The sequence below is a fragment of the Aquabacterium sp. OR-4 genome (assembly GCF_025290835.2).
Lineage (GTDB): Bacteria > Pseudomonadota > Gammaproteobacteria > Burkholderiales > Burkholderiaceae_C > Pseudaquabacterium.
On record NZ_JAOCQD020000004.1, the window covers coordinates 456,177 to 476,789 of the forward strand.

Annotated in this window: 16 protein-coding genes; 6 read left to right on the plus strand and 10 right to left on the minus strand. The window is 73.3% G+C overall.

From position 1 onward, the window contains the following. Positions 1-33: 33 nt before the first annotated feature. Entirely contained in the window at positions 34-660 is a 627-nt protein-coding gene (locus tag N4G63_RS27310) for a PEP-CTERM sorting domain-containing protein (protein ID WP_260791313.1), read from the minus strand. Positions 661-921: 261 nt separating this feature from the next. Between N4G63_RS27310 and N4G63_RS27315 the strand changes: the two genes are divergently transcribed. The 6 genes from N4G63_RS27315 (at position 922) to N4G63_RS27340 (ending at position 9,400) form a co-directional block, all read left to right on the plus strand. After that, complete coding sequence (locus N4G63_RS27315; protein WP_260791311.1) at positions 922-1,371, plus strand: copper chaperone PCu(A)C; 450 nt, start codon at positions 922-924, stop codon at positions 1,369-1,371. 205 nt (positions 1,372-1,576) lie between these two features. Then, positions 1,577-3,856, plus strand: a complete 2,280-nt coding sequence (locus tag N4G63_RS27320) for a hypothetical protein (protein WP_314600466.1) — start codon at positions 1,577-1,579, stop codon at positions 3,854-3,856. A 144-nt stretch (positions 3,857-4,000) separates the two neighbouring features. After that, positions 4,001-4,933 carry a peptidylprolyl isomerase gene (locus N4G63_RS27325; protein WP_314600467.1) on the plus strand — a complete coding sequence of 311 codons (933 nt, stop codon included), beginning with the start codon at positions 4,001-4,003 and terminating at the stop codon, positions 4,931-4,933. Next, positions 4,930-5,994: a HupE/UreJ family protein gene (locus N4G63_RS27330; protein ID WP_314600468.1), complete on the plus strand. Its 1,065-nt coding sequence runs from the start codon at positions 4,930-4,932 to the stop codon at positions 5,992-5,994. Before N4G63_RS27325 ends, N4G63_RS27330 begins: the two co-directional genes overlap by 4 nt. Positions 5,995-6,053: 59 nt before the next feature. After that, positions 6,054-6,683 (plus strand): putative 2OG-Fe(II) oxygenase, encoded by a 630-nt coding sequence (locus N4G63_RS27335; protein ID WP_260790977.1) that lies wholly within the window; start codon positions 6,054-6,056, stop codon positions 6,681-6,683. Further along, positions 6,683-9,400: a fused MFS/spermidine synthase gene (locus N4G63_RS27340; RefSeq protein WP_314600469.1), complete on the plus strand. Its 2,718-nt coding sequence runs from the start codon at positions 6,683-6,685 to the stop codon at positions 9,398-9,400. The genes N4G63_RS27335 and N4G63_RS27340 overlap by 1 nt, the downstream gene beginning before the upstream one ends. A gap of 30 nt (positions 9,401-9,430) precedes the next feature. Here the strand turns inward: N4G63_RS27340 and N4G63_RS27345 are convergent, their stop codons facing one another. From N4G63_RS27345 to N4G63_RS27385, 9 genes are all read right to left on the minus strand, one after another. After that, on the minus strand, positions 9,431-10,177 hold the full coding sequence (locus N4G63_RS27345; protein WP_260790983.1) for a hypothetical protein: 747 nt from the start codon (positions 10,175-10,177) through the stop codon (positions 9,431-9,433). Between the two features lie 112 nt (positions 10,178-10,289). Continuing rightward, a complete protein-coding gene (locus N4G63_RS27350; RefSeq protein WP_314600470.1) occupies positions 10,290-11,375 on the minus strand; it encodes a glycosyltransferase in 1,086 nt (361 codons plus the stop codon). A gap of 54 nt (positions 11,376-11,429) precedes the next feature. Further along, positions 11,430-12,830 (minus strand): glycosyltransferase, encoded by a 1,401-nt coding sequence (locus N4G63_RS27355; RefSeq protein ID WP_260790987.1) that lies wholly within the window; start codon positions 12,828-12,830, stop codon positions 11,430-11,432. Next, complete coding sequence (locus N4G63_RS27360) at positions 12,827-14,137, minus strand: hypothetical protein (RefSeq protein WP_314600471.1); 1,311 nt, start codon at positions 14,135-14,137, stop codon at positions 12,827-12,829. The genes N4G63_RS27355 and N4G63_RS27360 overlap by 4 nt, the downstream gene beginning before the upstream one ends. Before the next feature lie 13 nt (positions 14,138-14,150). Beyond that, the gene (locus N4G63_RS27365) at positions 14,151-14,996 is read right to left on the minus strand and encodes a hypothetical protein (protein ID WP_314600472.1); all 846 of its coding nucleotides are present in this window, start codon (positions 14,994-14,996) and stop codon (positions 14,151-14,153) included. Next, complete coding sequence (locus N4G63_RS27370) at positions 14,983-15,864, minus strand: hypothetical protein (RefSeq protein WP_314600473.1); 882 nt, start codon at positions 15,862-15,864, stop codon at positions 14,983-14,985. The genes N4G63_RS27365 and N4G63_RS27370 overlap by 14 nt, the downstream gene beginning before the upstream one ends. Continuing rightward, positions 15,861-17,372: a hypothetical protein gene (locus N4G63_RS27375; RefSeq protein WP_314600474.1), complete on the minus strand. Its 1,512-nt coding sequence runs from the start codon at positions 17,370-17,372 to the stop codon at positions 15,861-15,863. Before N4G63_RS27375 ends, N4G63_RS27370 begins: the two co-directional genes overlap by 4 nt. Before the next feature lie 85 nt (positions 17,373-17,457). Continuing rightward, on the minus strand, positions 17,458-18,639 hold the full coding sequence (locus N4G63_RS27380) for a GumC domain-containing protein (RefSeq protein WP_260790995.1): 1,182 nt from the start codon (positions 18,637-18,639) through the stop codon (positions 17,458-17,460). Beyond that, the gene (locus tag N4G63_RS27385; protein ID WP_260790997.1) at positions 18,636-20,492 is read right to left on the minus strand and encodes an SLBB domain-containing protein; all 1,857 of its coding nucleotides are present in this window, start codon (positions 20,490-20,492) and stop codon (positions 18,636-18,638) included. The genes N4G63_RS27380 and N4G63_RS27385 overlap by 4 nt, the downstream gene beginning before the upstream one ends. Between the last annotated feature and the right edge of the window lie 121 nt (positions 20,493-20,613).

Sequence of the window (20,613 nt, forward strand, 5' to 3'; positions counted from 1 at the left end):
GCGCCTGGGCCGGCGCGGCCAGGGGGCGCAGTCTCAGGCGCGGCGGCGGCTGGCCAGGAAGCCCACGCCCACCAGACCGGCCAGCATCAGGGCATAGCTTTCGGGCTCGGGCACGCTGCTGACGGTGATGTTGTCGAATGCCACGGCGCCGGCGCCGCCGTTGAACACGATGCTCTGGGCCTGGCCGGTGAAGCTGATGGTCACCTTGTTCCAGGCGCAGGCGGCGCTGTCGCTGCAGCCCGCGTCGATGACGTTGGCCACCGCGCCCACGCCGGCCAGGCGCTGACCGCTGCTGCTGAACACGCTGACCGCGGGCATCAGATCCACGGTGGACGAATACCAGAACGAGACCTGCTCGACGAAGGCGCGGCCGCTGGTGGCGCTGAGGGTGGTCGAGGCTTCGGAGAAGGTGTCGACCACCATCACGCCGGCCATGCTGGGCGCGTTGGTGTAGTAGGTGCCGGCGGCGTCGTTGGAGATCACCAGGGCCGAGTCGGAGAACAGCACGCCCTCGGCTTCGTAGGCATGGCCCACGGCCACGCCGTAGCCCTGCAGCGCGGGCTCATCGAAGCTCAGCGTGGTGGTCACCGATTGAACGGCGAAGGCAGGCGCGGCGGCAGCCAGCGCGGCGGCGGCAATCAGCGAACGGGCAAAGGCCATGGGGTACTCCGGGGTGCGGGTGGGCGCCTTGCACGCAGCGGTGCGGGCGCAAACAGGGGTTGAGCCGCAGTCTAGGCAGCCGCCCGCCACCGCTCTATCTCCGTTCCGTGACAGTTCGGCACCCTTTGCGCTGCCGAGCCCCCGCACTTGCGTGGGCCGTGTTTCATCGTTCTGTCACGCAGCCGCCCGGGCCGCGATGGGTCAGGCGCCTGCGGCGGCGCGATTCATCGTTCTGCCATGTCGGGCCGGCAGCATGTGTGCATGTTGATCCGCCGCCGCATGCTCTTGCAGCGCAGCGCGCTGGGCCTGGGGGCCGCGCTGCTGCCGCCCTTGGCACGCGCCTGCGAGTTCCAGGCCGAGACGCTGCGCGTGACGCACCCGTACTGCCACGCCACCGAGCCCGGCAGCACCGAGGCCGTGGTGTGCATGAAGTTCGACGAGGTGATCCGCAGCGACCGCCTGGTGGGCGCGAGCACGCCGGTGGCCCGCGGTGCCGATGTGGCCGGCGCGCTGGCACGGCCGACCGTTGACTTCGAGATCCCCGAGGGCCAGGAGACCTGGCTGCACGAGCGCGGCACCTGGCTGCGCCTGACCGGCCTGCGCGGCCCGCTGGGAGTGGGCCGCACCTATCCGCTGACGCTCGAGTTCGAGCATGGCGGCACCCTGCTCGCGCAGCTCACGGTGGATTTTCCGGTGCTGCGGTTTCGCTGAGCCGCCGCCCCAACCACCGCCCCAACCGCCACGCCACGCCACGCCACGCCAGACAGCAACGCTGTGTCGAATCGTCACGACACGGACACCACCGCTTTCTAGCATCGCCTCGATTCTTCACGGCCAGCCGGGCCCAGCCGTCGGCGGCGCCGTCTCGCCGGCCACATCGGCCGCCGCCGACCCGCATTCACCAGGAGCAGTTTCGATGACCTTCCAGTTCCACAAGCGCCACATCGCCATCGCGGCGATCGCGGCCATGGGCAGCACCGTGATCGGTGTGGCGCACTCGCAGTCGGGCAGCACGCCCAAGGTGGCGGGCAAGTACCTGGCCGGCGACTTCCACAACCACAGCACCTGCTCTGACGGCGCCGTGTCGATGCAGAAGATGGTGAAGAAGTCGATGGACCGCACGGCCGACACGCCCTGGGGCCTGGACTGGTTCGTGCAGGCCGGCCACGGCGGCACCGGCAACCGCAACTGCACCCTGCCCGAGGACGCCTCGCTGGCCACGCCGGCCTATCCGTTCACCGGCCAGGGCCCGCAGACCACCTGGGAGAGCACCAGCCCGGCCATCAGCCCCAAGGGCCTGGCCTCGGGCAGCAGCCCCAACAAGCAGATGTGGCGCTGGCAGGCCATCCAGGAGTATCAGTACCCGCTGCTCGAGTACCTGGCGGTGCAGCGCAATCAGCCGATCTTTGCCGGTGTCGAATCGGTGGTGACCGGCCACGAGCACACCTCGATGTCGGTGCTGACCGGCCAGCTGCCGGCCGCGGCCTTCACCAAGCCCCTGCCCACCACGCCCGGCTACACCGCCAGCGGCAATGCCAACGCCCTGGCCATGTGGCAGTACTGCTTTGACCGCGGCAACAGCGACACCAGCCGCGGCAACACCACCACCACCAGCGGTGTGGGCAACAACTGGGACTGCACCGTGCCCGGCGGCCTGAACAGCAGCGTGAGCTACTGGAACGACAGCGCGCGCAAGCTGGTGCCCGCCGGCAGCACCCAGGGCGAGCAGGGCCACCTGAAGACGGTGGACGGCGTCAAGTGGATGGCCGCCCACCACGGCGAGACCAGCTACTACGTGCCGGCCCACCTGGAGCGTGCGGGCCCGTTCAACCCCGCGGGCAACAACGGCTTCAACGTCGAGCACCTGCGCAACTTCAACAACGCCGGCCCGCGCGTGGCCTTCGGCTTCGAGAGCCAGCCCGGCCACGGCGCCAGCGACCGCCGCGGCGAGTACAACCTGCGCCGCAACGCCATCGGCAATGTGCGCTTCGACTCGGTGGGCGGCACCACCTTTGGCGGCACCGGCGTGTATGCCGCGCAGGTGGGCGGCGTGTGGGACGCCCTGCTGGGCGAAGGCCGCAACTGGTGGTTCTTTGCCAGCAGCGACTGGCACAGCCGCGGCGCCTTCAGCGTGGACGACCGCCGCTCCGACAACGACTTCTGGCCCGGCGAGTACCAGCGCAACTACACCCTGGTGCGCAACGGCGGCAGCGCCCGCGTGGCGCCGCAGATGGTGGTGGACGGCCTGCGCAGCGGCAACAACTGGGTCGACAGCGGCCAGCTGATCGACCGCCTGGCCTTTGTGGCCTGCGCCTCGTACAGCGGTGTCGCCAAGCGCAGCAACGCGCAGGTGGAGGCCCTGGCCGTGAACGCCGCGGTGAACAACACCGACCTCGACGTGAGCGGCTGCGCCACCATGGGCGAGAAGCTGAAGCTGCGCGCCGGTGGCGAGGTGGTGGTGTCGATCGTGGTGCGTGACCCGGCCGGCAAGAGCCACAGCCCGTACAGCTTCCCCAACCCCTCGCTGCTGCAGGTCGGCATCAACCAGCCGCTGGACAAGCCCGAGCTGCACCATGTGGACGTGATCCGCGGCCTGGTCACCGGCTACAAGAGCCCGACCGCCAGCGACTACGCCGGCGCCTGGCCCGACGACTGGGTGGACCGCGCCAACCCGCAGCAGCTGCGCTCGCTGGCCACCGTGCCGGCGGCGGCCAAGAACACCTCGGCCGCGGTGATCCAGAGCTTCAGCAAGGCCAACTGGGTGGCGGTGGCCGGCAAGCCGGAGTTCAAGGCCATGACCTTCCGCCTGAGCGCGGTGCAGGCCTCGCAGTACCTGCGCCTGCGCGGCACCAACCTGCCGCCGGCCGTGCCCTACGAGACCGACGCCGCGGGCAACCCGCTGTCGGACCTGTGGACCAACACCGGTTCCATCCAGTTCAAGAACAGCAGCGCGATCGAGTTTGCCGAGAACGCCATGCTGCGCATCCCCTGCACCACCACCGGCGGCAGCAATGTGCCGGACAACGGCGCGCTGTTCTCGGGCTCGGGCATCGACGCCTGCCCCAACCACCTGCCGGTGGTCAACGGCCAGCGCATGGTGGGCTTTGACGTGGCGGCCTGGTCGGACCTGTGGTTCTACAGCAACCCGATCTTCGTCGAGGTGACCGGCGCCACCCTGGTGGCCGGCGTGCGCTGATCCAGCGCGCAGCGCCGCCGCACGCGGCGCCACGGCCCCTTGCTGGGGCGGTGGCGCCGCCAGCCACACCGCCGGGCAGCTGCCCGGCTTTGTCGTTCTGTCTTCTTTCCTGATGCGCCGGCCCGCACCGGCGCACCTGCCCCGATGTCTTCGACCCGCACCGTTGCCAAGCCCACCAGCCCGGCGTCCACGAACACGAACACGAACACGACTGCGCCGTCGCGCCGCGGCAGCGCCTGGCTGCGCGAGCCGCTGCTGCACTTCCTGCTGATCGGCGCCCTGGTGTTTGCGCTCGACGCCTGGGTCAACCGCGACCGCCTCGATCCGCGCGTGATCACCTTCGACGCCGTGGTGGATGACGAGGCCCGGCGCGTGTTTCGCGACGCACGCGGCCGCGAACCCAATGCCGACGAGCTGTATGCGCTGCGCCGCGTGTGGCTGGACAACGAGGTGCTCTACCGCGAAGGCATGGCCATGCAGATGGACCAGGGCGACCAGGCCATCCGCGACCGCGTGATCTTCAAGGCCCTGTCGTCGATCAACGCCGGCCTGAAGGCGCCGCCGCTCAGCGATGAGGTGCTGCGCGCCTGGTTCGAGAAAAACCGCGTCAAGTACGACGAACCGGCGCGCTTCGACTTCAGCGAAGCGGTGCTGCCCGAGGCCCAGCCCACCGAGGCCCAGGCACGCGCGCTGGCCAGCCAGCTCGGCAGCCAGGGTGGCGGCGAGGTGCAGGCCGGCCTGCGCGTGTTCAAGGGCCGGCCGCAGGCCAACCTGCTGCAGAGTTATGGCGAGGCCTTCACCACCGCTCTGACCGCCCAGCCGCCGGGCGAGTGGCGCGCCGTGCGCCATGGCGAGCTGTGGCGCGTGATGCGGCTGGAAGGCAGCAGCCCGGCCCGCAAGGCCGAGTTCGAGCCGCTGCGCGAGACCGTGGTGCAGGACTGGACCGATGCGGTGATGGCCGAGCAGCGCGCCGCCGCCGTCAAGGCCATGGCCATGAAGTACAGCGTGCGCCACCGCGAGGTGGCGCCAGCCGCCGCCCAGGCCGCATCCGGCACCCGCGCGGAGCCGACCCAGTGAGCGCGCTGCCGATGCACGCGCGCGCATTGCGCTGGCTGCTGCCGGCGCTGGCCCTGCTGCTGGCCCTGCTGGGCAGCCCGCCGCTGCAGGCCCACGAGATGAGCATGGCCGAGCTGCATGTGCAGGAGGTGGCGCCGGGCCGCTTCGTCTGGCAATGGACGGCCGGCATGCGCAGCGGCAACGACGAGCTGCAGCTGCAATGGCCCGAGGGCTGCACCGCCGGCCCCGGCCAGCTCGACTGCCCCGGCGGGCGCATGCGCGGCCGCCTGGGCATCGGCGGCGTGGGCGAGGGCTACTCGGCGGTGCTGGTCAAGCTGCACTGGCTGGACGGCGGCCTGCGCGTGTACACGCTCACCAAGGCCCAGCGCTCGGTGCAGCTGTTCGGCTCGGCCAACGACCCGCGCGGCCTGGCCGAGATCGCCCACGCCTACACCATGCTGGGCATCGAGCACATCCTGTCGGGCGTGGACCACCTGCTGTTCGTGGTCACGCTGCTGCTGCTGGTGGGCTTCGAGCGCCGGCTGGTGTGGACCATCACCGCCTTCACCGCCGCCCACAGCCTCACGCTGGCCAGCAGCGCGCTGGGTTGGCTGACCCTGCGCCCGCCGCCGGTGGAGGCCACCATCGCGCTGTCCATCGTGCTGGTGGCGGCTGAAGCATGCCCCCGTGTCGCTTCGCGCCTGCCCCCCGGGGGGGCGCTCAGTTCCTTGGGGCGGCCCGGCGGAACTGAGGCGCTGCACCACCGCGACACGCTCACCCGGCGCTGGCCGGCGCTGGTGGCCTTCATCTTCGGCCTGGTGCACGGCCTGGGCTTTGCCGGCGCGCTGAAGGAGATCGGCCTGCCCGAGCAGCACCTGCCGGCAGCGCTGCTGAGCTTCAACGTGGGCGTCGAGATCGGCCAGCTGATCACCGTGGCGCTGGCCTATGCCGTCTCGCGCCTGCTGCCGCACCTGGCCGCACTGTGGCCGCGCGCGGCCCGGGCGCGCGGCGTGCTGCTGTATGCCATCGGCAGCCTGGCCGCCTACTGGTCGTGGTCGCGCGTGGCCGCGATCCTGGCCTGAGCCCGCACCCGCACCCGCACCCGCCCAGAATCCGGCCGCAGAACCAGGAGCAGCGCACCATGCCCAGCAGCGAGGTCTTCGACCTCTTCCCCACGCCCGTGCTGCGCGCGCGCGGCGCCCTGCCGCTCGATCTGGTGGCCGGCCTGATCGCCCATTTCAGCCAGGAGGCGGTCAACCACAACAGCAGCTCCGGCCAGCTCTCGCACACCCGCCTGCTCAAGCCCAGCGAGAGCCCGCTGCTGGTCGACACCGCGGCGCTGATCAAGCCCCGGCTGGTGGAGTTTGGCGAGCTGATGTTCGGCGAGCGCCTGGGCTGGGCGCTCAAGGAGATGTGGGTCAACGTGCTCGACGCCGGCGGCCGCCAGGCCATGCACAACCATGCCAACAGCTTCATCTCGGGCGTGGTGTACCTGACGCCCACGCACCCCGACTCGCAGACGGTGTTCATGAAGTCGCCCGGCGGGCACGACTTCGCGTTCAAGAACGACCATGCCGGCGTTCGCATGGGCCCCTACAACGCCGACAAGTGGGTCAGCCCGGCCCCCGCGCCGGGCGACCTGATCCTGTTTCCCAGCTACCTGATGCATGCCGTGCCGCCCAACCAGGGCGAGCGCCGGCTCACGCTGGCGATGAACGCCATCCCCACCCGGCTGGACTCCTGGGGCTACACGGTCGGGTTCTCGGGCTGATGGGCCTGCCACAGGCCGGCGCACCCGGCCCGGCGCTGCGCCCTCGGCGCCATGGCCTGGGCGCCACGGCGCTGATGGCCGCCTCGGGCTTTGCCGGCCTGGGCTGGCAGCTGCTGTGGACCCAGCAGAGCGCGCCCTGGCTGGGCCATGAATCGGCCGCCGTGCTGGCCGTGCTGGCGGCCTTCTTCGGCGGCCTGGCGCTGGGCGCCGGCGCGCTGGGCGCGCGCATCGCCCGCAGCGCCCGGCCGGCACGCTGGTATGCCGCCTGCGAGGCCCTGATCGCCGCCTGGGGCCTGCTGCTGCTGGCGCTGATGCCGCTGTGGGGCGCCACCGCGCTGGCCCTCACCGGCGTGCAGCCGGCGCCGGCCTGGCACTGGGCGGTGGCCTTCGGCGGCAGCTTCGTGCTGTTGCTGCCGGCCACCGCGGCCATGGGCGCCACGCTGCCGGCGATGGCGCGCGTGACGGCGCAGCTGGGTGCTGCGGCAGACGGCCCGTCGATCGCCGCGCTGTACGCCGCCAACACCGCCGGGGCGGTGCTGGGCGTGCTGGCCTGCGCCTTCTGGCTGCTGCCCGAGCTGGGCCTGGCCACCACCACCGGGGTGTGCGCCGCGCTCAATGCCGCCTGCGCAGGCGCTGCCTGGCTGGGCTGGCGGCAGGCGGGCAGTGTGGGTAGTGCCGGCAGTGCGGGCAGTCCGAGCAGCGCGGGCGACGCCTCGCCCCACCCGGCCAGCCCTGCCGGCACCGGCATGCCGCCGGCCGCCGTGTCCGCCCGGCCCACCCAGCCCGCCACGCGCCGCCGCCTGCTGGGCCTGCTGGCCGCCACCGGCCTGCTGGGCATCGGCCTCGAGGTGGCGGTGGTGCGCGTGCTCAGCCAGGTGGCCGAAAACACCGTCTACACCTTTGCGCTGCTGCTGGCCGTCTACCTGGTGGGCAGCGCGCTGGGCGCGGCCGCCTGGGCGCGCTGGGGCGCGCCGCGGCCCGACGCCCATGCGCTGGGCAACCGCCTGCTGCTGGCGCTGGCGGCGGCCTGCCTGCTGGGCGGCGGCAGCCTGTGGGCCGCCGAGCCTTGGCAGGCCGCCGCGCTGGCGGCGCTGAACGCCGCCCTTGGCCCCGGCCTGCTGCCGGCCCTGGCCACCGAGGCCTGGCTGGCACTGGCCGCCTTTGGCCCGCCCACGCTGGTGATGGGGGCCCTGTTCAGCCAGCTGGCGGCGCGGGCCCAGGCCAGCGGCCTGGGCCTGGGCCAGGCACTGGCGGCCAATACGCTGGGCGCGGCACTGGCGCCGGCCGTGGTGGGCGTGCTGCTGCTGCCGGCCGTGGGCGCCAAGGCCACGCTGCTGCTGCTGGCCGCCGGCTACCTGCTGCTGGCCTCGCCCCAGGCCTGGCTGCGCCCCGGCCCCTGGCTGGTGGCCACCCCGGCGGCACTGCTGGCGCTGGCCGCGCCGCCGCTGGTGTTTGTCGACCGCCCCGCGGGCAGCCAGCTGCTGGACTACCGCGAAGGCGTGCTGGCCGCCGTGAGCGTGGTGCAGGACGCGCAGGGCGTGGCCCGGCTGCGCATCAACAACCGCCAGCAAGAGGGCAGCAGCAGCTCGCTGCAAGTGGATGGCCGCCAGGCCCTGCTGCCGCTGCTGCTGCACCCGGCGCCGCGCCAGGTGCTGATGCTGGGCCTGGGCACCGGCCTCACCGCCTCGGCCGCGCTGCAGGACCCGGCGCTGCAGGTGGAGGTGGTGGAACTGCTGCCCGAGGTGATTGCCGCGGCGCGGCACTTCCACCCGGCCTGGGCCGACCCCCGCACCGCCGGGCGCCTGCAGCCGCTGGCCGCCGACGCGCGGCGCCATGTGCTGGCCACGCCCCGGCGCCATGACGTGATCGTGGCCGACAACTACCACCCGGCGCGCAGCGGCTCGGCGGCGCTGTACACGGTGGAGCACTTTCGCGCCGTGCGCGCGCGCCTGGCCGCGGGCGGCCTGTTCTGCCAGTGGCTGCCGCTGCACCAGATGGACCACGAGACGCTGCGCAGCATCGTGGCCGCGTTCCGTGCGGTGTATCCCGGCGGCAGCGCCCTGCTGGCCAGCCTGAGCCTGCGCACGCCGGTGCTGGGCCTGGTGGGCCATGCCGACGATGCCGCGCGGCTGGATGTGGCCCGGCTGCGCGCCCGCCTGCAGGGCGCCGCCGGCCTGCCGCGGCCTCCGGCGGCCTTTGGCCTGCACGATGAGTGGGCGCTGCTGGGCAGCTTTGTGGCCGGCCCGCAGGCCCTGGCCCGGCTGGCCGGTGACGCCGTTCCGAACACCGACGACCGCCCGGTGGTGGCCTGGCGCGCACCGCGCATCACCTATGCGCCCGTGTCCACGCCCGAGGCCCGCCTGCTGGCCCTGCTGCCGCAGCTGGGCCTGGCCGCCAGCGAGCTGCTGACCCCGGCCGACGCCAGCGCGCTGGGCCCGCGCCTGGCCGCCTACCAGGCCGCCCGCAACCGCTATGTGGCCGCCGGCCAGGCCGTGCAGCCCAGCGCCGATGTGCGCCTGATGCTGGCCCAGGTGCAGGCGCCGCTGCTCGACGCCCTGCGCCTGAGCCCCGACTTCCGCCCCGCCTACGAACCGCTGCTGGGCATGGCCCAGGCCCTGGCCCGGCACGACCCCGAGGCCGCACGCCGGCTGCTGACCGAGCTGGCGCGGCTGCAGCCGGCACGGGTGGAGGCGGGCTTGGCCCTGCGGGCCTTGTAGCGCTGGCGTGCGGCTGGGCCGGCTGCTGGCTCAGCCGGCCTTGCGCGGACGCCCGGTCTTCAGCGTGGGCAGCTGCCCGAGCAGCGCGCGCAGGGCGTCGTCACCCAGCGACGACAGCGCGTGCAGACCGGCGCGCAGCAGTTCGCTCTTCTTGGCCGGGCGCTGGAAGGCCAGCGCGCGGTCCTTGAGCTGGCCGATCAGCGCAAAGTCGGCGTGCGGCATCGTGAAGCTGTCGCGCACCAGCTTTTCCTTCGGGGCCTCCTTGGCGCGCAGCGGCTTGCCGGCAGCGGCCTTGTCGGCCACCAGCGGGGCAGCGGCGGCCACCGGCGCGGCCCCGGCCGCAGGCTTCTTGGCGGCACGCACCGCCGGCTGGGTGGCCTTGGGTGGCTTGGGGACCTTCACAGGCTTCGCTGCCTTGGTTGTCACCTGGGCTGCCCCCTTGGCGGCGGATTTGGCGGCGGATTTGGCGGCCGGCTTGGCGGCGGACTTGGCCGCCGCTTGGGTGCCCGGCTTCGGCGCGGCCACGGCCACGTCGGCCGACGGCTTTGCCGCGGCCTTCACCGCCTTGGCAGCAGGGGTCGGCGCCGGCTTGGCGGGCTTCAGCGCCTTCACGGGCTTCACGGGCTTCACGGGCTTCACCGGCTTGACGGCCTTGGCAGCCTTGGCGGCCTTGGCCGCTTTCTCGGCCTTCACAGGCGCGGCAGCCGTGTCTGCCCGGGTCTGCGGCGCAGCGCCGGTCGCATCGGCAGAAACAACAAGGGTGTCGGTGGCGGTCATGGCAGGTCTCCAGCAAACTGCGCCGGCACTCACCACCAAAACCGAGATCACGGCCGGCGGGTGCCGAAAAACCATTTATACCGTATAAACGGTTACCACCTGCCGCAACGCATCACGGCCGCCGGGCTGGATGCACAGGCGCTGCGCGCAGATCGGCATCGGCCCAGCGCGGTCGGCCCGCCGCTTCGCGCGCGCGGGCCGGCTCGGCGCGGCGCTCGCGCGGCGCGGCGCATTCGGCCTGGGCGCCTGCACCAACGCAGTCCACCATGCGCCAGCGTGCCGCTTCCTCGATCACGCTGTCGCTCACGGCCGGCCCGTCCACCGCGATGCCGATGCCGATGCGGTTGACCAGATCGCCCAGCTCGCACTGGTGGTTGTCGACATGCTCCCGGCGCTCGGCACGGCGCACCGCCTGCACCGGGTACACGCCCATGTTCAGCAGCTCCACCAGGGTGCCCACGCCGGCATGCGAGATCACCACGTCGGCCCCGCGCACGGCCTCGCAGAAGCGGTCGGGCGTCAGGATGTCGTGCACCCGGCCGGGCAGGCGGTCGCGCCGCTGGGTGTGGCCCAGTTGCCAGACCGTGCGCTCATTGACGTAGCGCGATTTCAGCAGCGCATCCACCACCGAATCGAAGCGGTAGCCCTGCATCGTGCCCAGCGTGACGAACACCCGCTCGATGGGCCTGGCCTGCGGCGCGTCCACCCGCCGAAAGCCGGCGAGGATGCTGTCGCAGGCACGCCAGTGCCCGCGCGCCCAGTCGGCATGCTGGGTGAGCAGGGCCACGCCCGGCACCCTGGCCAGCAGCCGGCCGGTGAGCGACGGGCCGAGCACGCGGCCGAAGCTCTCCACATAGCTGGCCGGCAGGCCATGGGCGGCTGCCACCGACAAGCCGGCCACCGCCACGGCGGCACCGGTGCTCAGCGCGCCGTCGAAACGCTCGCGCTTGAGGATGTGGTGGAAGGCCCGCGCCGAGGCGATGGTGCCGCGCAGGTCACGCGGCCCGATGTACGGAATGAACTGCACGCGCCGGCCGGCCAGCAGGTGGCGGCTTTGCGGCGTGTCGAAGGTCACCCACAGGCTGTCGGCATGGCGGCCGACGTGGCCTTCCAGGCGCAGCAGCTCGGCCAGATGCCCCCCGGTCGAGCAGGTGAGCAGCAGCTTGCCACCGGCGCCCTCAATGCGCTTGAACAGCATGCGCAGCCCCGGATGGCGGGATGATCGGCAAACGGCAGGCCGGGCGAGCGGAGATCACGAGACAACCTCGATGTGATGCGGATGAAGGTTCATGCCCGGCGCGCGCAGCGCCAGGCCCAGGCAGCGCTGCAGCACCTGCTGATAGGCCCGCTGGCGTGCAGCGGCCCAGGCCCGGGCAGCGGCCCGATCGCGCGCCGCGACCGGCGCCGCGCAGGCCAGGGCGAAATCGGTGGCGGTGTCGGCGAGCTGCACCTGCGGTGGCAGGCCGCCCAGCGGCCCCTGCGCCGACAGATCGGCCACCGGCATGCAATGCGGCAGCTCAGCCAGCAGGCCGCGCAGGCCGTGGCGGCTGGCCACCACCGGCACGCCCTGCCCGATGGCTTCGATGGCCTTCTCGTGCACGCCCGAGCCACGCACCGACGCAATGGCCACCAGATCCACCGCCTCGTAGAAGCTGGCCACCTCGGCAATGCGGCCCAGCACCGTGGTGCGCGGCCGCGCCGGCAGCCGCTCAAGGCCGCTGCCGGCCAGGATCAGCTGGCAATGCGGCGGCAGCAGCGGCAGCACCTCGTCGAGCAGCCATTGCAGGCCGGCCATGTTGGGCTCCCAGGTCCAGGTGCCCAGCACGCCGATGCGCCGCGTGCCTGCGGGCAGGGCCTGCAGGCACTCACGCAGCGCGGGGGCCGACAGCTCCTGCGGCGCGGCGCCTGCGGCGCTGGCGCGGCTGGCGGCATCTGCCGTCGTGGCGCCGCAGTCGGGCGCTGCCGCCGCCGGGCCGCCGGCCTGCGGCAGCGGGTAGCCCGGCAGTTCGGCCACGGCCACCGCCCGCGGCTGCTGCGCGGCCCAGGCCTGCAGCTGCCGGGCATCGGCAGCGCTGAGGCAGCCGATCACGCTGGCGTGCTGCAGTGCCAGGTCTTCCAGCCGCTGCAGCAGCCGCGCCTCGCGCGCCAGCAGCCAGCGGCTGGCACGCGCGCGCAGCCCCGCTCCGGCCAGGCACCGGGCCCGCTCGCGAAAGCCCTCGGCCTCGAGGTTGTGCATCACCACCATCGGCGCCGGCAGCCGGTGCAGCAGCGGCTGGGCCCAGGCCAGCGCCTGCAGGTGGTTCACCACCAGGCCATCCATGTGCGGCAGCGCGTCCAGCAGCAGGCGCTGCACCTGGCGAGCGCTGTCCACACCCAGCAGGCGCTGCAAGGTCACCGGCCGCCCCGCGGCCCAGGCGCGCAGCGGCAGGGCCAGGCGCTGGGCCGGCGGCAGGTCGGCAAAGGCCGGAGTCCACGGGCCGACCGAGCAGTAGCGCGTGCGGCTGCCGGGTGGCGGCACCGGTGCCGGGCCCAGGCCGATCACGGTGAGCGTGTGGCCGGCCTGCTCCAGGCCGCGCAGCAGACGCGCGGTGCACAGCTCGCCACCGTTGCGCGGCTGGTCGAACAGCTTGAGCGTCAGCACCACCAGGTTCATGGGCGCTCTGCGCTGGCCGCCGGATGCAGGTACAGCGCCAGCGCCAGAAAGCCCAGCGCATTGCCGCCCACGCCCTGGCTGGAGGCCGAGAACACATAGCTGGCCGTCCAGAACAGCGCCCACGAGGCCAGCCACGGGCCGCCCGCGTCGCCGCTGCGCCGGGCCTGATCCAGGGTCTGCCGCGCCAGCGCGTGCAGCCACAACAGCGGCAGGAAGGCCACCACGCCGATCTGTGCAATGGCATTGCCCAGGCCGCTTTCGGCCCCCACCTCTTCGGTGTTGTTGGCGTAGTTGCCGACCTCGCCCACGCCTTCGCCCAGCCAGTGGCCATCGGCCAGGTGCGCCAGTGCCGTGGCCACGCCGCCCAGGTGCGAAAACGCGCCTTCGCTGAGCCCGCGCGCCACCACCGCCAGCGCCACCAGCACCGCCCCCAGGCTCAGCTGCAGCACATGCTGCGGCGCCGGCACGCCCAGCACGCGCCAGGCCAGCAGCAGCAGCAGGTACAGCACAAAGCCCTTCGACACGGTGAGCAGGCCGCAGGCCAGCACCAGGGCCAGCGCCCAGGGCTGGCGGTGGCCGCGCGCCTGGCGTGCCAGCAGCAAGGCCAGCGCAGCGGCCATGCCGGCGGCCAGCGTGGTGGGCTCGAGGTAGCTCGACAGGGCCCGGCGCACCGGCCCGCCGAGCACGGGCTCCAGATCCCAGCTGTGGTATCGGCCGTTCTGGTCGAACGGGATCTTGCCGTAGCGGTCGAGCCCGTTGGCTGCGGTAAAGGCTTCGATGCGCAGCCACTCGGTCCACAGGCCGTCGCCGCCCAGGCGGTCCACCAGGCCCAGCAGGGCCACCAACACGCTGCTGGCCACCAGCAGGGCCATCAGCTGCGCCAGTTGCTGGCGCGACCAGGGCAGCAGGCTGACGGCCAGGAACAGCAGCGGCACCAGGGCCAGGCGGCGCAGGTTCAGCGCCAGCGTGAACAGCCCCGAATCCGAGCTCAGCGAGGCCAGGCCCACGCCCACCACCAGCAGCGCCGCCCAGCGCAGACTGGCCGGCCACCGCCGGTGCACCGGTGCACTGCACAGCGCGTGCAAGGCCAGCAGCACCAGCGCGGCCACCAGCACATCGCGCAGCACGGCGCTCAGCGGCCACAGCGGGTTCTCGCTCAGACGGTAGCCCACCAGACCGATCAGGGGCCCGAACTGCAGCAGCACGATCAATGCCATGGCCAGCCACAGCACGCCGGCATGGCAGTGGCGGGCCGCCGCGGCGCCGGGGTGGCCATCGGCCGGCATGGCGCACACGAAACCGGGCATGGTGCGCGCCCTCTCAGACCGGCAGCGGATGGCCGTGGCGGGCCAGCGCCTCGCACACCGCCTGGCTGCTGTGCCGATCGGCGTAACGGCCGCGCAGCGAGCGTTTGATGAACGGCATGCCCTGGGCCAGCAGCTCGAAGGGCGCATCCAGCGTGGGGTCGCCCTGCGGATCGGCCAGAAACCAGCGGCTGCCCACGCTCAGCTGCTGGGCCAGCCGGCGCGACCAGCGCGTCTCCTGCCCCAGGATGACCTCGATGCGCGAACGCATGCAGCGCCCGGCCGGAAACAGCCCGTCCAGCGCCTGCATCACCTCGCCGCCCAGCGCACGAAAGCTCAGGCAATAGCTCTGCAGATGGTTCTCCACCCGCGCGCTGGCGGTCAGGCCGGTCACGTCCCAGGGCTGGTCGCGCAGCAGCGCCGCCAGATCGCCGAACGGCCCCCACACCGAATCGTTGAGCAGCAGCACCGGTGAGTCGGGACTGTGGCGGTGCAGTTCGCCCAGCAGCAGCCGGTAGGCCGAGAAGTCGTAACCCGGCAGGGCCTTCCAGTACAGCGCATCCACTTGCATGCCCAGCGCCGGGTCGAGCACGGTGGGCGAGGGCGCCGACGCCATGGCGCAGATCGGCCGGTTCAGGGCGCGCAGGCGCTGCAGCGTGAAATGGTGCGCCGGCTGCAGCCGGCCATCGGGCAGGTACAGCACATAGGCGATCCAGCCGTGCGCCGAGCGCCAGGCCGGTGCCAGCGCGGCGTGGCGCGGCATGCGGCGGCTGTCGAGCAGCCAGCCGGCGGCCACGCGCAAACGCCGCCGTGCGGCGGGCGGCGAGGGCACGAAGGCCCAGTCGCGCTCAAGCCGCGCCATGGCGGGCCTCCGGAGCCGGCATCTCGCGGCGGGGCAGCCGGCCGCTGAGCCGTTGCCCATGCCAGTGCAGCCATTCGGCGCGCCGCAGCCAGCGGCTGCCTGGTCGGTCCAGCACGTCGACGATGTGCCCACCCGCGTGGACGGCGCGCACCGCCAGGCTTTTTTCCAGCAGGATCGAGCCCGCCTTGGCACGCCATTGCGCCGGCGTCAGCGCCGCACCGCGCGGCCGGCCCGGCCAGCGCTGGCGGCCGCTGCCGTCCAGCCATTGGCCGATGTGCGCGGCCAGCTCGGCGCCCACCAGCGGCGTCAGGCCGGGCAGGCCCTGCGGCGTGGCCGCTGCCGCAAGGTAGCGTTGCGGCACGCCCTGCGGGCACAGGCTGCCCAGCCGCTGCAGCAGCGCCGTGCCCATGCCGAACAGGTGGGTCGACACCCAGCGCTCGGCCGTCAGGCCGTCCAGGCGGAAGGGCCGGCCCAGGCCGTAGGCCTCGCCGATCAGCGCGTCGGTGTCCTGCCGCGCCAGGGCCTCACGCAGACCGCGCTCGAAGGCGCTGGCCGTGAACCCGCCAAAGCGGTTGTGCACGCAGAAGCTGTCGTTGGCAAACAGCACCAGCGAGCGGCCGTCCAGCAGGCCGTGCTGGCGCGCATGGTCGAGACCGCGCTGCCAGCCCGAGAACTCGCGCAGGCGGTTGTCGCCCGGCAGCAGGGTCATCGGCAGATCGTGTTCGGCGCGCCAGTGCGGGTTGTTGCTCACCACCAGCCAGGGCGCCTGCGGTGCCACGGCCTGCACCAGCCGCTGCAGGCGCAGCAGCGCCGTGCGGCTGTAGGCCGGGTGATAGACCAGCAGGATGACCAGCAGCTGTGCGCTCATCGGGCGCTCCGGTGCGCGCCTTGCCCGGGCAGCGTGGCCGCAAGGGGCGGCCCGGCGCGGCCTGCCACAAGGCGCAGTGCCAGGCGGCGCAGGGCCTGGCGCACGCGCGCCTCCGCCAACCAGGCCAGCAGCGGCAACAGTGGCAGCCACGGCCAGGGCTGCGGCCAGCGCTGCAGCAGCCACAGGCCTGCGCCGGCCACCAGCAGCGACGGCCGGCCCAGCGCGCAGGCCGCGGCCTCGCGCAGCAGGCCCAGGCGCTGGCCGGGTGCGGCCAGCACGCCGCAAAAATCCCAGGCCGCGAACCAGACGCTGACGGCCGAGGCCATGGCCAGGCCGGGCGGGCCGCCCAGCGCCAGGCCGGCCAGTGCACCGACGATCTCCACCAGCGTCCAGCGTGCATGGGCCCGGGTGGCGGCCCACGGCGCCGCCTGCACGCACAGCCAGGTGCCCAGCACGGTGGCCACCACGCCGCCCACCAGGCGCAGCCCCAGCCAGGGCAGCAGCGCGCGGGCGTCGGCCCACTTGCCGGCCCCCAGCCAGGCGTCGGCACTGGCCAGGGCCAACGGCAGCAGCAGCATCGGTGGCAGGCTGGCCATGCACAGCCCGCTGATCTGCTGCATCACGCGCTGGCGGCGCTGCGCCGGCGCCAGTGTGCGCAGCTCGGGCAGCAGCATGCGCGTGGCACCCAGCACCAGCGGCTGGCACACCAGCGCGCTGGCCGAATGGGCCAACGCATACTGGCCCACCCAGGCCTTGCCGAACCAGGGCCCCAGCAGCCAGACATGGGTCAGGTCGCGCAGCATGGCCAGCGCAAACACGGCCTGCTGCGCCAGGCCTGCGCGCAGCAGGCGCCGGGCCTCGCCGGCAGACGGCACGGCCACGGGTGCCTGCGCCTGCGCCTGCGCCTGCGCCGGCAGCGGCCCGATCGCCCGCTCGACGGCACGGGTCTGCCAGGTACGCCAGCTGCGCGCCAGCACGGCGGCCACGCAGAAGCTCAGCCACCAGGCCAGGCCGCAGGCCATCAGCAACGCCGGCAGCACCAGTTCCACCAGCGCGGTGATGCCCTCCACGCGGCCCAGCGCGCCGAAGCGGCCACTGCGCTCCAGCCGCGCCAGCGCCGGCAGCAGGGCCGGATAGCTGAGCAGGTAGGCGGCCGGATAGATCACCAGCAGCGCCGCCGCCGTGGTGGCAATCACGCCCGCTGCGGCCAGGCCCGCCAGGGCCGCGGCCAGCACCACCGTGAGGCCCAGCGCGGCCGCGGCGCAGCCGCGCTCCAGCGTGCGCCAGGTCTGCGTGTCGGGGTCCTGCGGCTGGCGCACCAGCACCGTCTTCAGGCCGCCATCGAGCAGCAGCAAAGCGCAACGGCCGGCCGCCAGCGCCATGGCCCAATGGGCAAACGACGCAGGCTCCAGCCAGCGGGCATAGGCCAGCGAAGCGCCTGCGCCGGCCATCAGGGCCACGGCATTGGCGGCCACCAGGCCGATGCCGTCACGGCTCAGCGCCGGCATGGGCGCACCTGCCGCACCTGCCGCATCAGCCGCATCAGCCGCATCAGCCGCAGCCGCAGCCGCAGCGAACCTTTCAAGCGCCGGCTCATCCCAGCACGGCGCGAATCTGCGCCAGCCGCTGCTGGTAGGCCGGGTCGTTGCGGCGCAGCGCACGCCGGTACCTCAGCAACACCCAGGCCGCCTGGCTGCCCAGGCCGGCCAGCGCGCCGGCCATCAGCCAGCGCAGCACGCGCGGGCTGCTCGGCAGCTCGGGCGTGGTCGCGGCATCCAGCACCTGCAGCGGCAGGGGTTCGGACGCCTCGTCAACACGCGCCGCCTCGGCCTGGCGGGCCAGGTTCTCGGCCAGCGCCTCGGCGTAGCGGTACTCGCGCACGCGGCTCACATACTCGCCGCGTCCGTCGTCGCGCGGCAGCTCCAGGGCGCCCAGTTGCGACTTCAGCGCGGCCAGCTCGGTGATCAGCTGCTGCACCTCGGCACTGCCCTCGGTGCGCACGCGCCGCATCGCGGTCAGGCGCAGCTCGGCTGCGCTGACCTCGGCCTGCAGCCGGCCATAGCTCTCGGCCGCGGCACGCGGTTCGCTGCGCAGCGCCGCGCGGTCGAAGCCGCCCGCCTGCAGGCGCTTTTGCGCCCCATCCAGGGCCTGCCGTGCGGCCTGCAACTGGGCGTCGAAGAACTGGCGGCGCTGGCGCGCCTCGTCCTGTGCAAAGCGGCGCAGGGTCTGGCGCAGCTCGTTGACATACTCGTTGGCCATGGCCGCCGCGCGGTTGGCCTGTTCGTCCTGCACCTGCACCTGCACCACGCCCTCGCGCCGGCCGATGCTGAAGACCACACGCTGCGCGAGGCGCTGGCGGATCTCGATGCGCGTGGCACGGCCCCAGATGCGCTGCAGGTCAAAGCGGTCGATGATGCGGTCGTTCAGCGCCTGGCTGCGCAGGATGGCCACATGCAGGTCGGCCTGGCCGCCGCCGCCGCCGGCCCCCACCAGGCCAGCCAGCGCGGGCAGCGCACCGGCCACCGCCTGGCCGCCCGGCCGCAGCGCGGGCTGCACCACGAAGCTGGCCTGGCCCGTGAACCGCACCATCATGTTCGCGGCCAGGCCGAAGCCGATGGCGCCCCCCAGCACGGTGGCGATCAGCAAGCGCCAGCGGCGATGCCACAGCGGCAGCGCCAGCTCCAGCCAGCCCAGGTGCGGCAGCTCGCCGCTGGCGGACGGCACGGCCGCCTCGGCGCCCGTGGCTGGGCGCAGCGCTGGCAGATCGGCGCTCATCGGATGGTGCCCAAAGCGGCCAGGCCCACGCCCAGCTGGTAGAGGATCTGCGTCCAGTCCTTGGCGCTTTGCACCCAGCTGCCGCGGAACAGGTCTTCGGGCACGAACACCGTGTCGCCCGGCAGCGCCGGCTGGGCCTCGAAGGCGCTGCCGCGTGACCACCACGCACCACCCTGGGCGGCACTCTGCACACTGCCATTGGCCCGCACCACGAAGGTGGCACGGTGGTCGGCGCCGGTGGTGGCACCGCCGGCACGCTCGAGGTAGTGGCCCAGGGTTCGCCCGCCTGCATGCTGAAAGCTGCCACTGCTGTAGACACTGCCGAACACGCCCACGCTCTGGTTGGCCGCCGGCAGGCTGATCTGGTCGCCGTCTTCCAGCGCGATGTCGGGCAGGCTGCGCGACTCGGGGCGGGTGTCGAGCAGCACGCGGCCCTCGGGCCGCAGCAGACGCAGACGCGCCAGCGTCTGGCGCACCGAGGCGTCGGGATCGGCCGCCTTGTCTTCACCCACCCGGCCACTGGCATGGCGGGCCAGGCCCAGCTCGAGCTCGCGCAGCGCCCGCTCGTAGTTCTGGGCCTGCAGCGCGCGCACGCTTTCACGCCGCAGGCTGGTGCCGAACACGAAGGCGATGGGCGTGGCGCCGCCGGCCGCCTGCACGGCATCGGCCAATGTGGCACCGGGCGGCAGCAGATACTCGCCCGGCGACAGCACCTCGCCCTCGACCAGCACGCGCTTGTTGCGCAGCTGGCTGGGCACGCCGGCGGACACGCGCGAGCGGGCACGCAGCACATCGCCGTCCTCCAGGCGCGTGGCGGCCTCGGCCGGCAGGCTCAAGGCCAGCGCACCCTGCTGGCTGCGGCGCGACAAACGCTCGATCAGCAGCGTGTCGCGATCGGCCACCGACGAAAATCCGCCGGCCAGCGCCAGCGCATCGGCCACCGTCTCACCGGGCTTGAACTCGAACACCGCCGCGCGCTGCACGCTGCCCAGCACCGCCATCTGCGGCCCGGCGGCCTGCACATGGATCACATCGCCCGGCTGCAGCAGCACATCGTGCCGGCGACTGCCGTCACGCAGCAGATCGTAGAGATCGAAGTCCCTGGCCGGCTGGCCCTCGCGCAGCAGCTGGATGCGGCGGTAGCTGCCGCCGGGCGCCGGCCCGCGCGCCAGCGCCAGGGCCGCTGACAGCGTGCTGAGCCCGGGCACCACCAGATCGCCCGGCCGCTGCACAAAGCCGCTGAGGTGCACCCGCACCGGCGACACCTGGGTCACCGCGGCCGACAGCTCGAAGGCCTTGAACACCTGGCCCAGGCGCTTGCGCAGCAAGGGCTCGAGCTCGCTGGCCGGCGCACCAGCCACCGCCACCGGCCCCACGCGCGGCAGCGTGACGCGGCCGGCGCGGTCGATGCGCAGCAGCCATTGCGCATCCACACTGCCCCACAGCGCGATCGACAGCTCGTCGCCCACCTGCATCACATAGTGCGGCGGCACACGGGCCGGGGTTTCAAGATGGCCCAGCTCGGGCGTGCCGCGCTGCAGGTGCGCGCCCAGGCGCGGCACCTCGCGCCCCGCGTTGGCCTCGCGCACATGGCGCTCGAACTCGCTGGGCTCGGGCAGCGGCTCGGCAGCCCGCCGCAGTGCATCGGGCACGGCGGCCGCACCGGGCCGCGGCCCATCGGCAACGGGCTGCGGCGGCAGGGCCAAAGGGCCCGCTGCGGCGTTGCCGGGCACCGCCGGCGGGTGGGCCGGGGGCACTGCTGCGGTCGCGGCCACCGGCAGCTCGGCCTGCGGCACGCGGGTGACCGCCGGCGCGCCTTGCGCCAGGGCGGCGCTGCAGGCGGCCAGCAGCATGGCGCCAAGGGCCAGACGCTGCCCGATGGCCGCCAGGACAAGGCCCGAGCGGCGCGCCGGCCGCCGTGAGACGGAACTGTGAAAACGCATCACGGCAATCTATTGCCGCAATGTTTCAAGG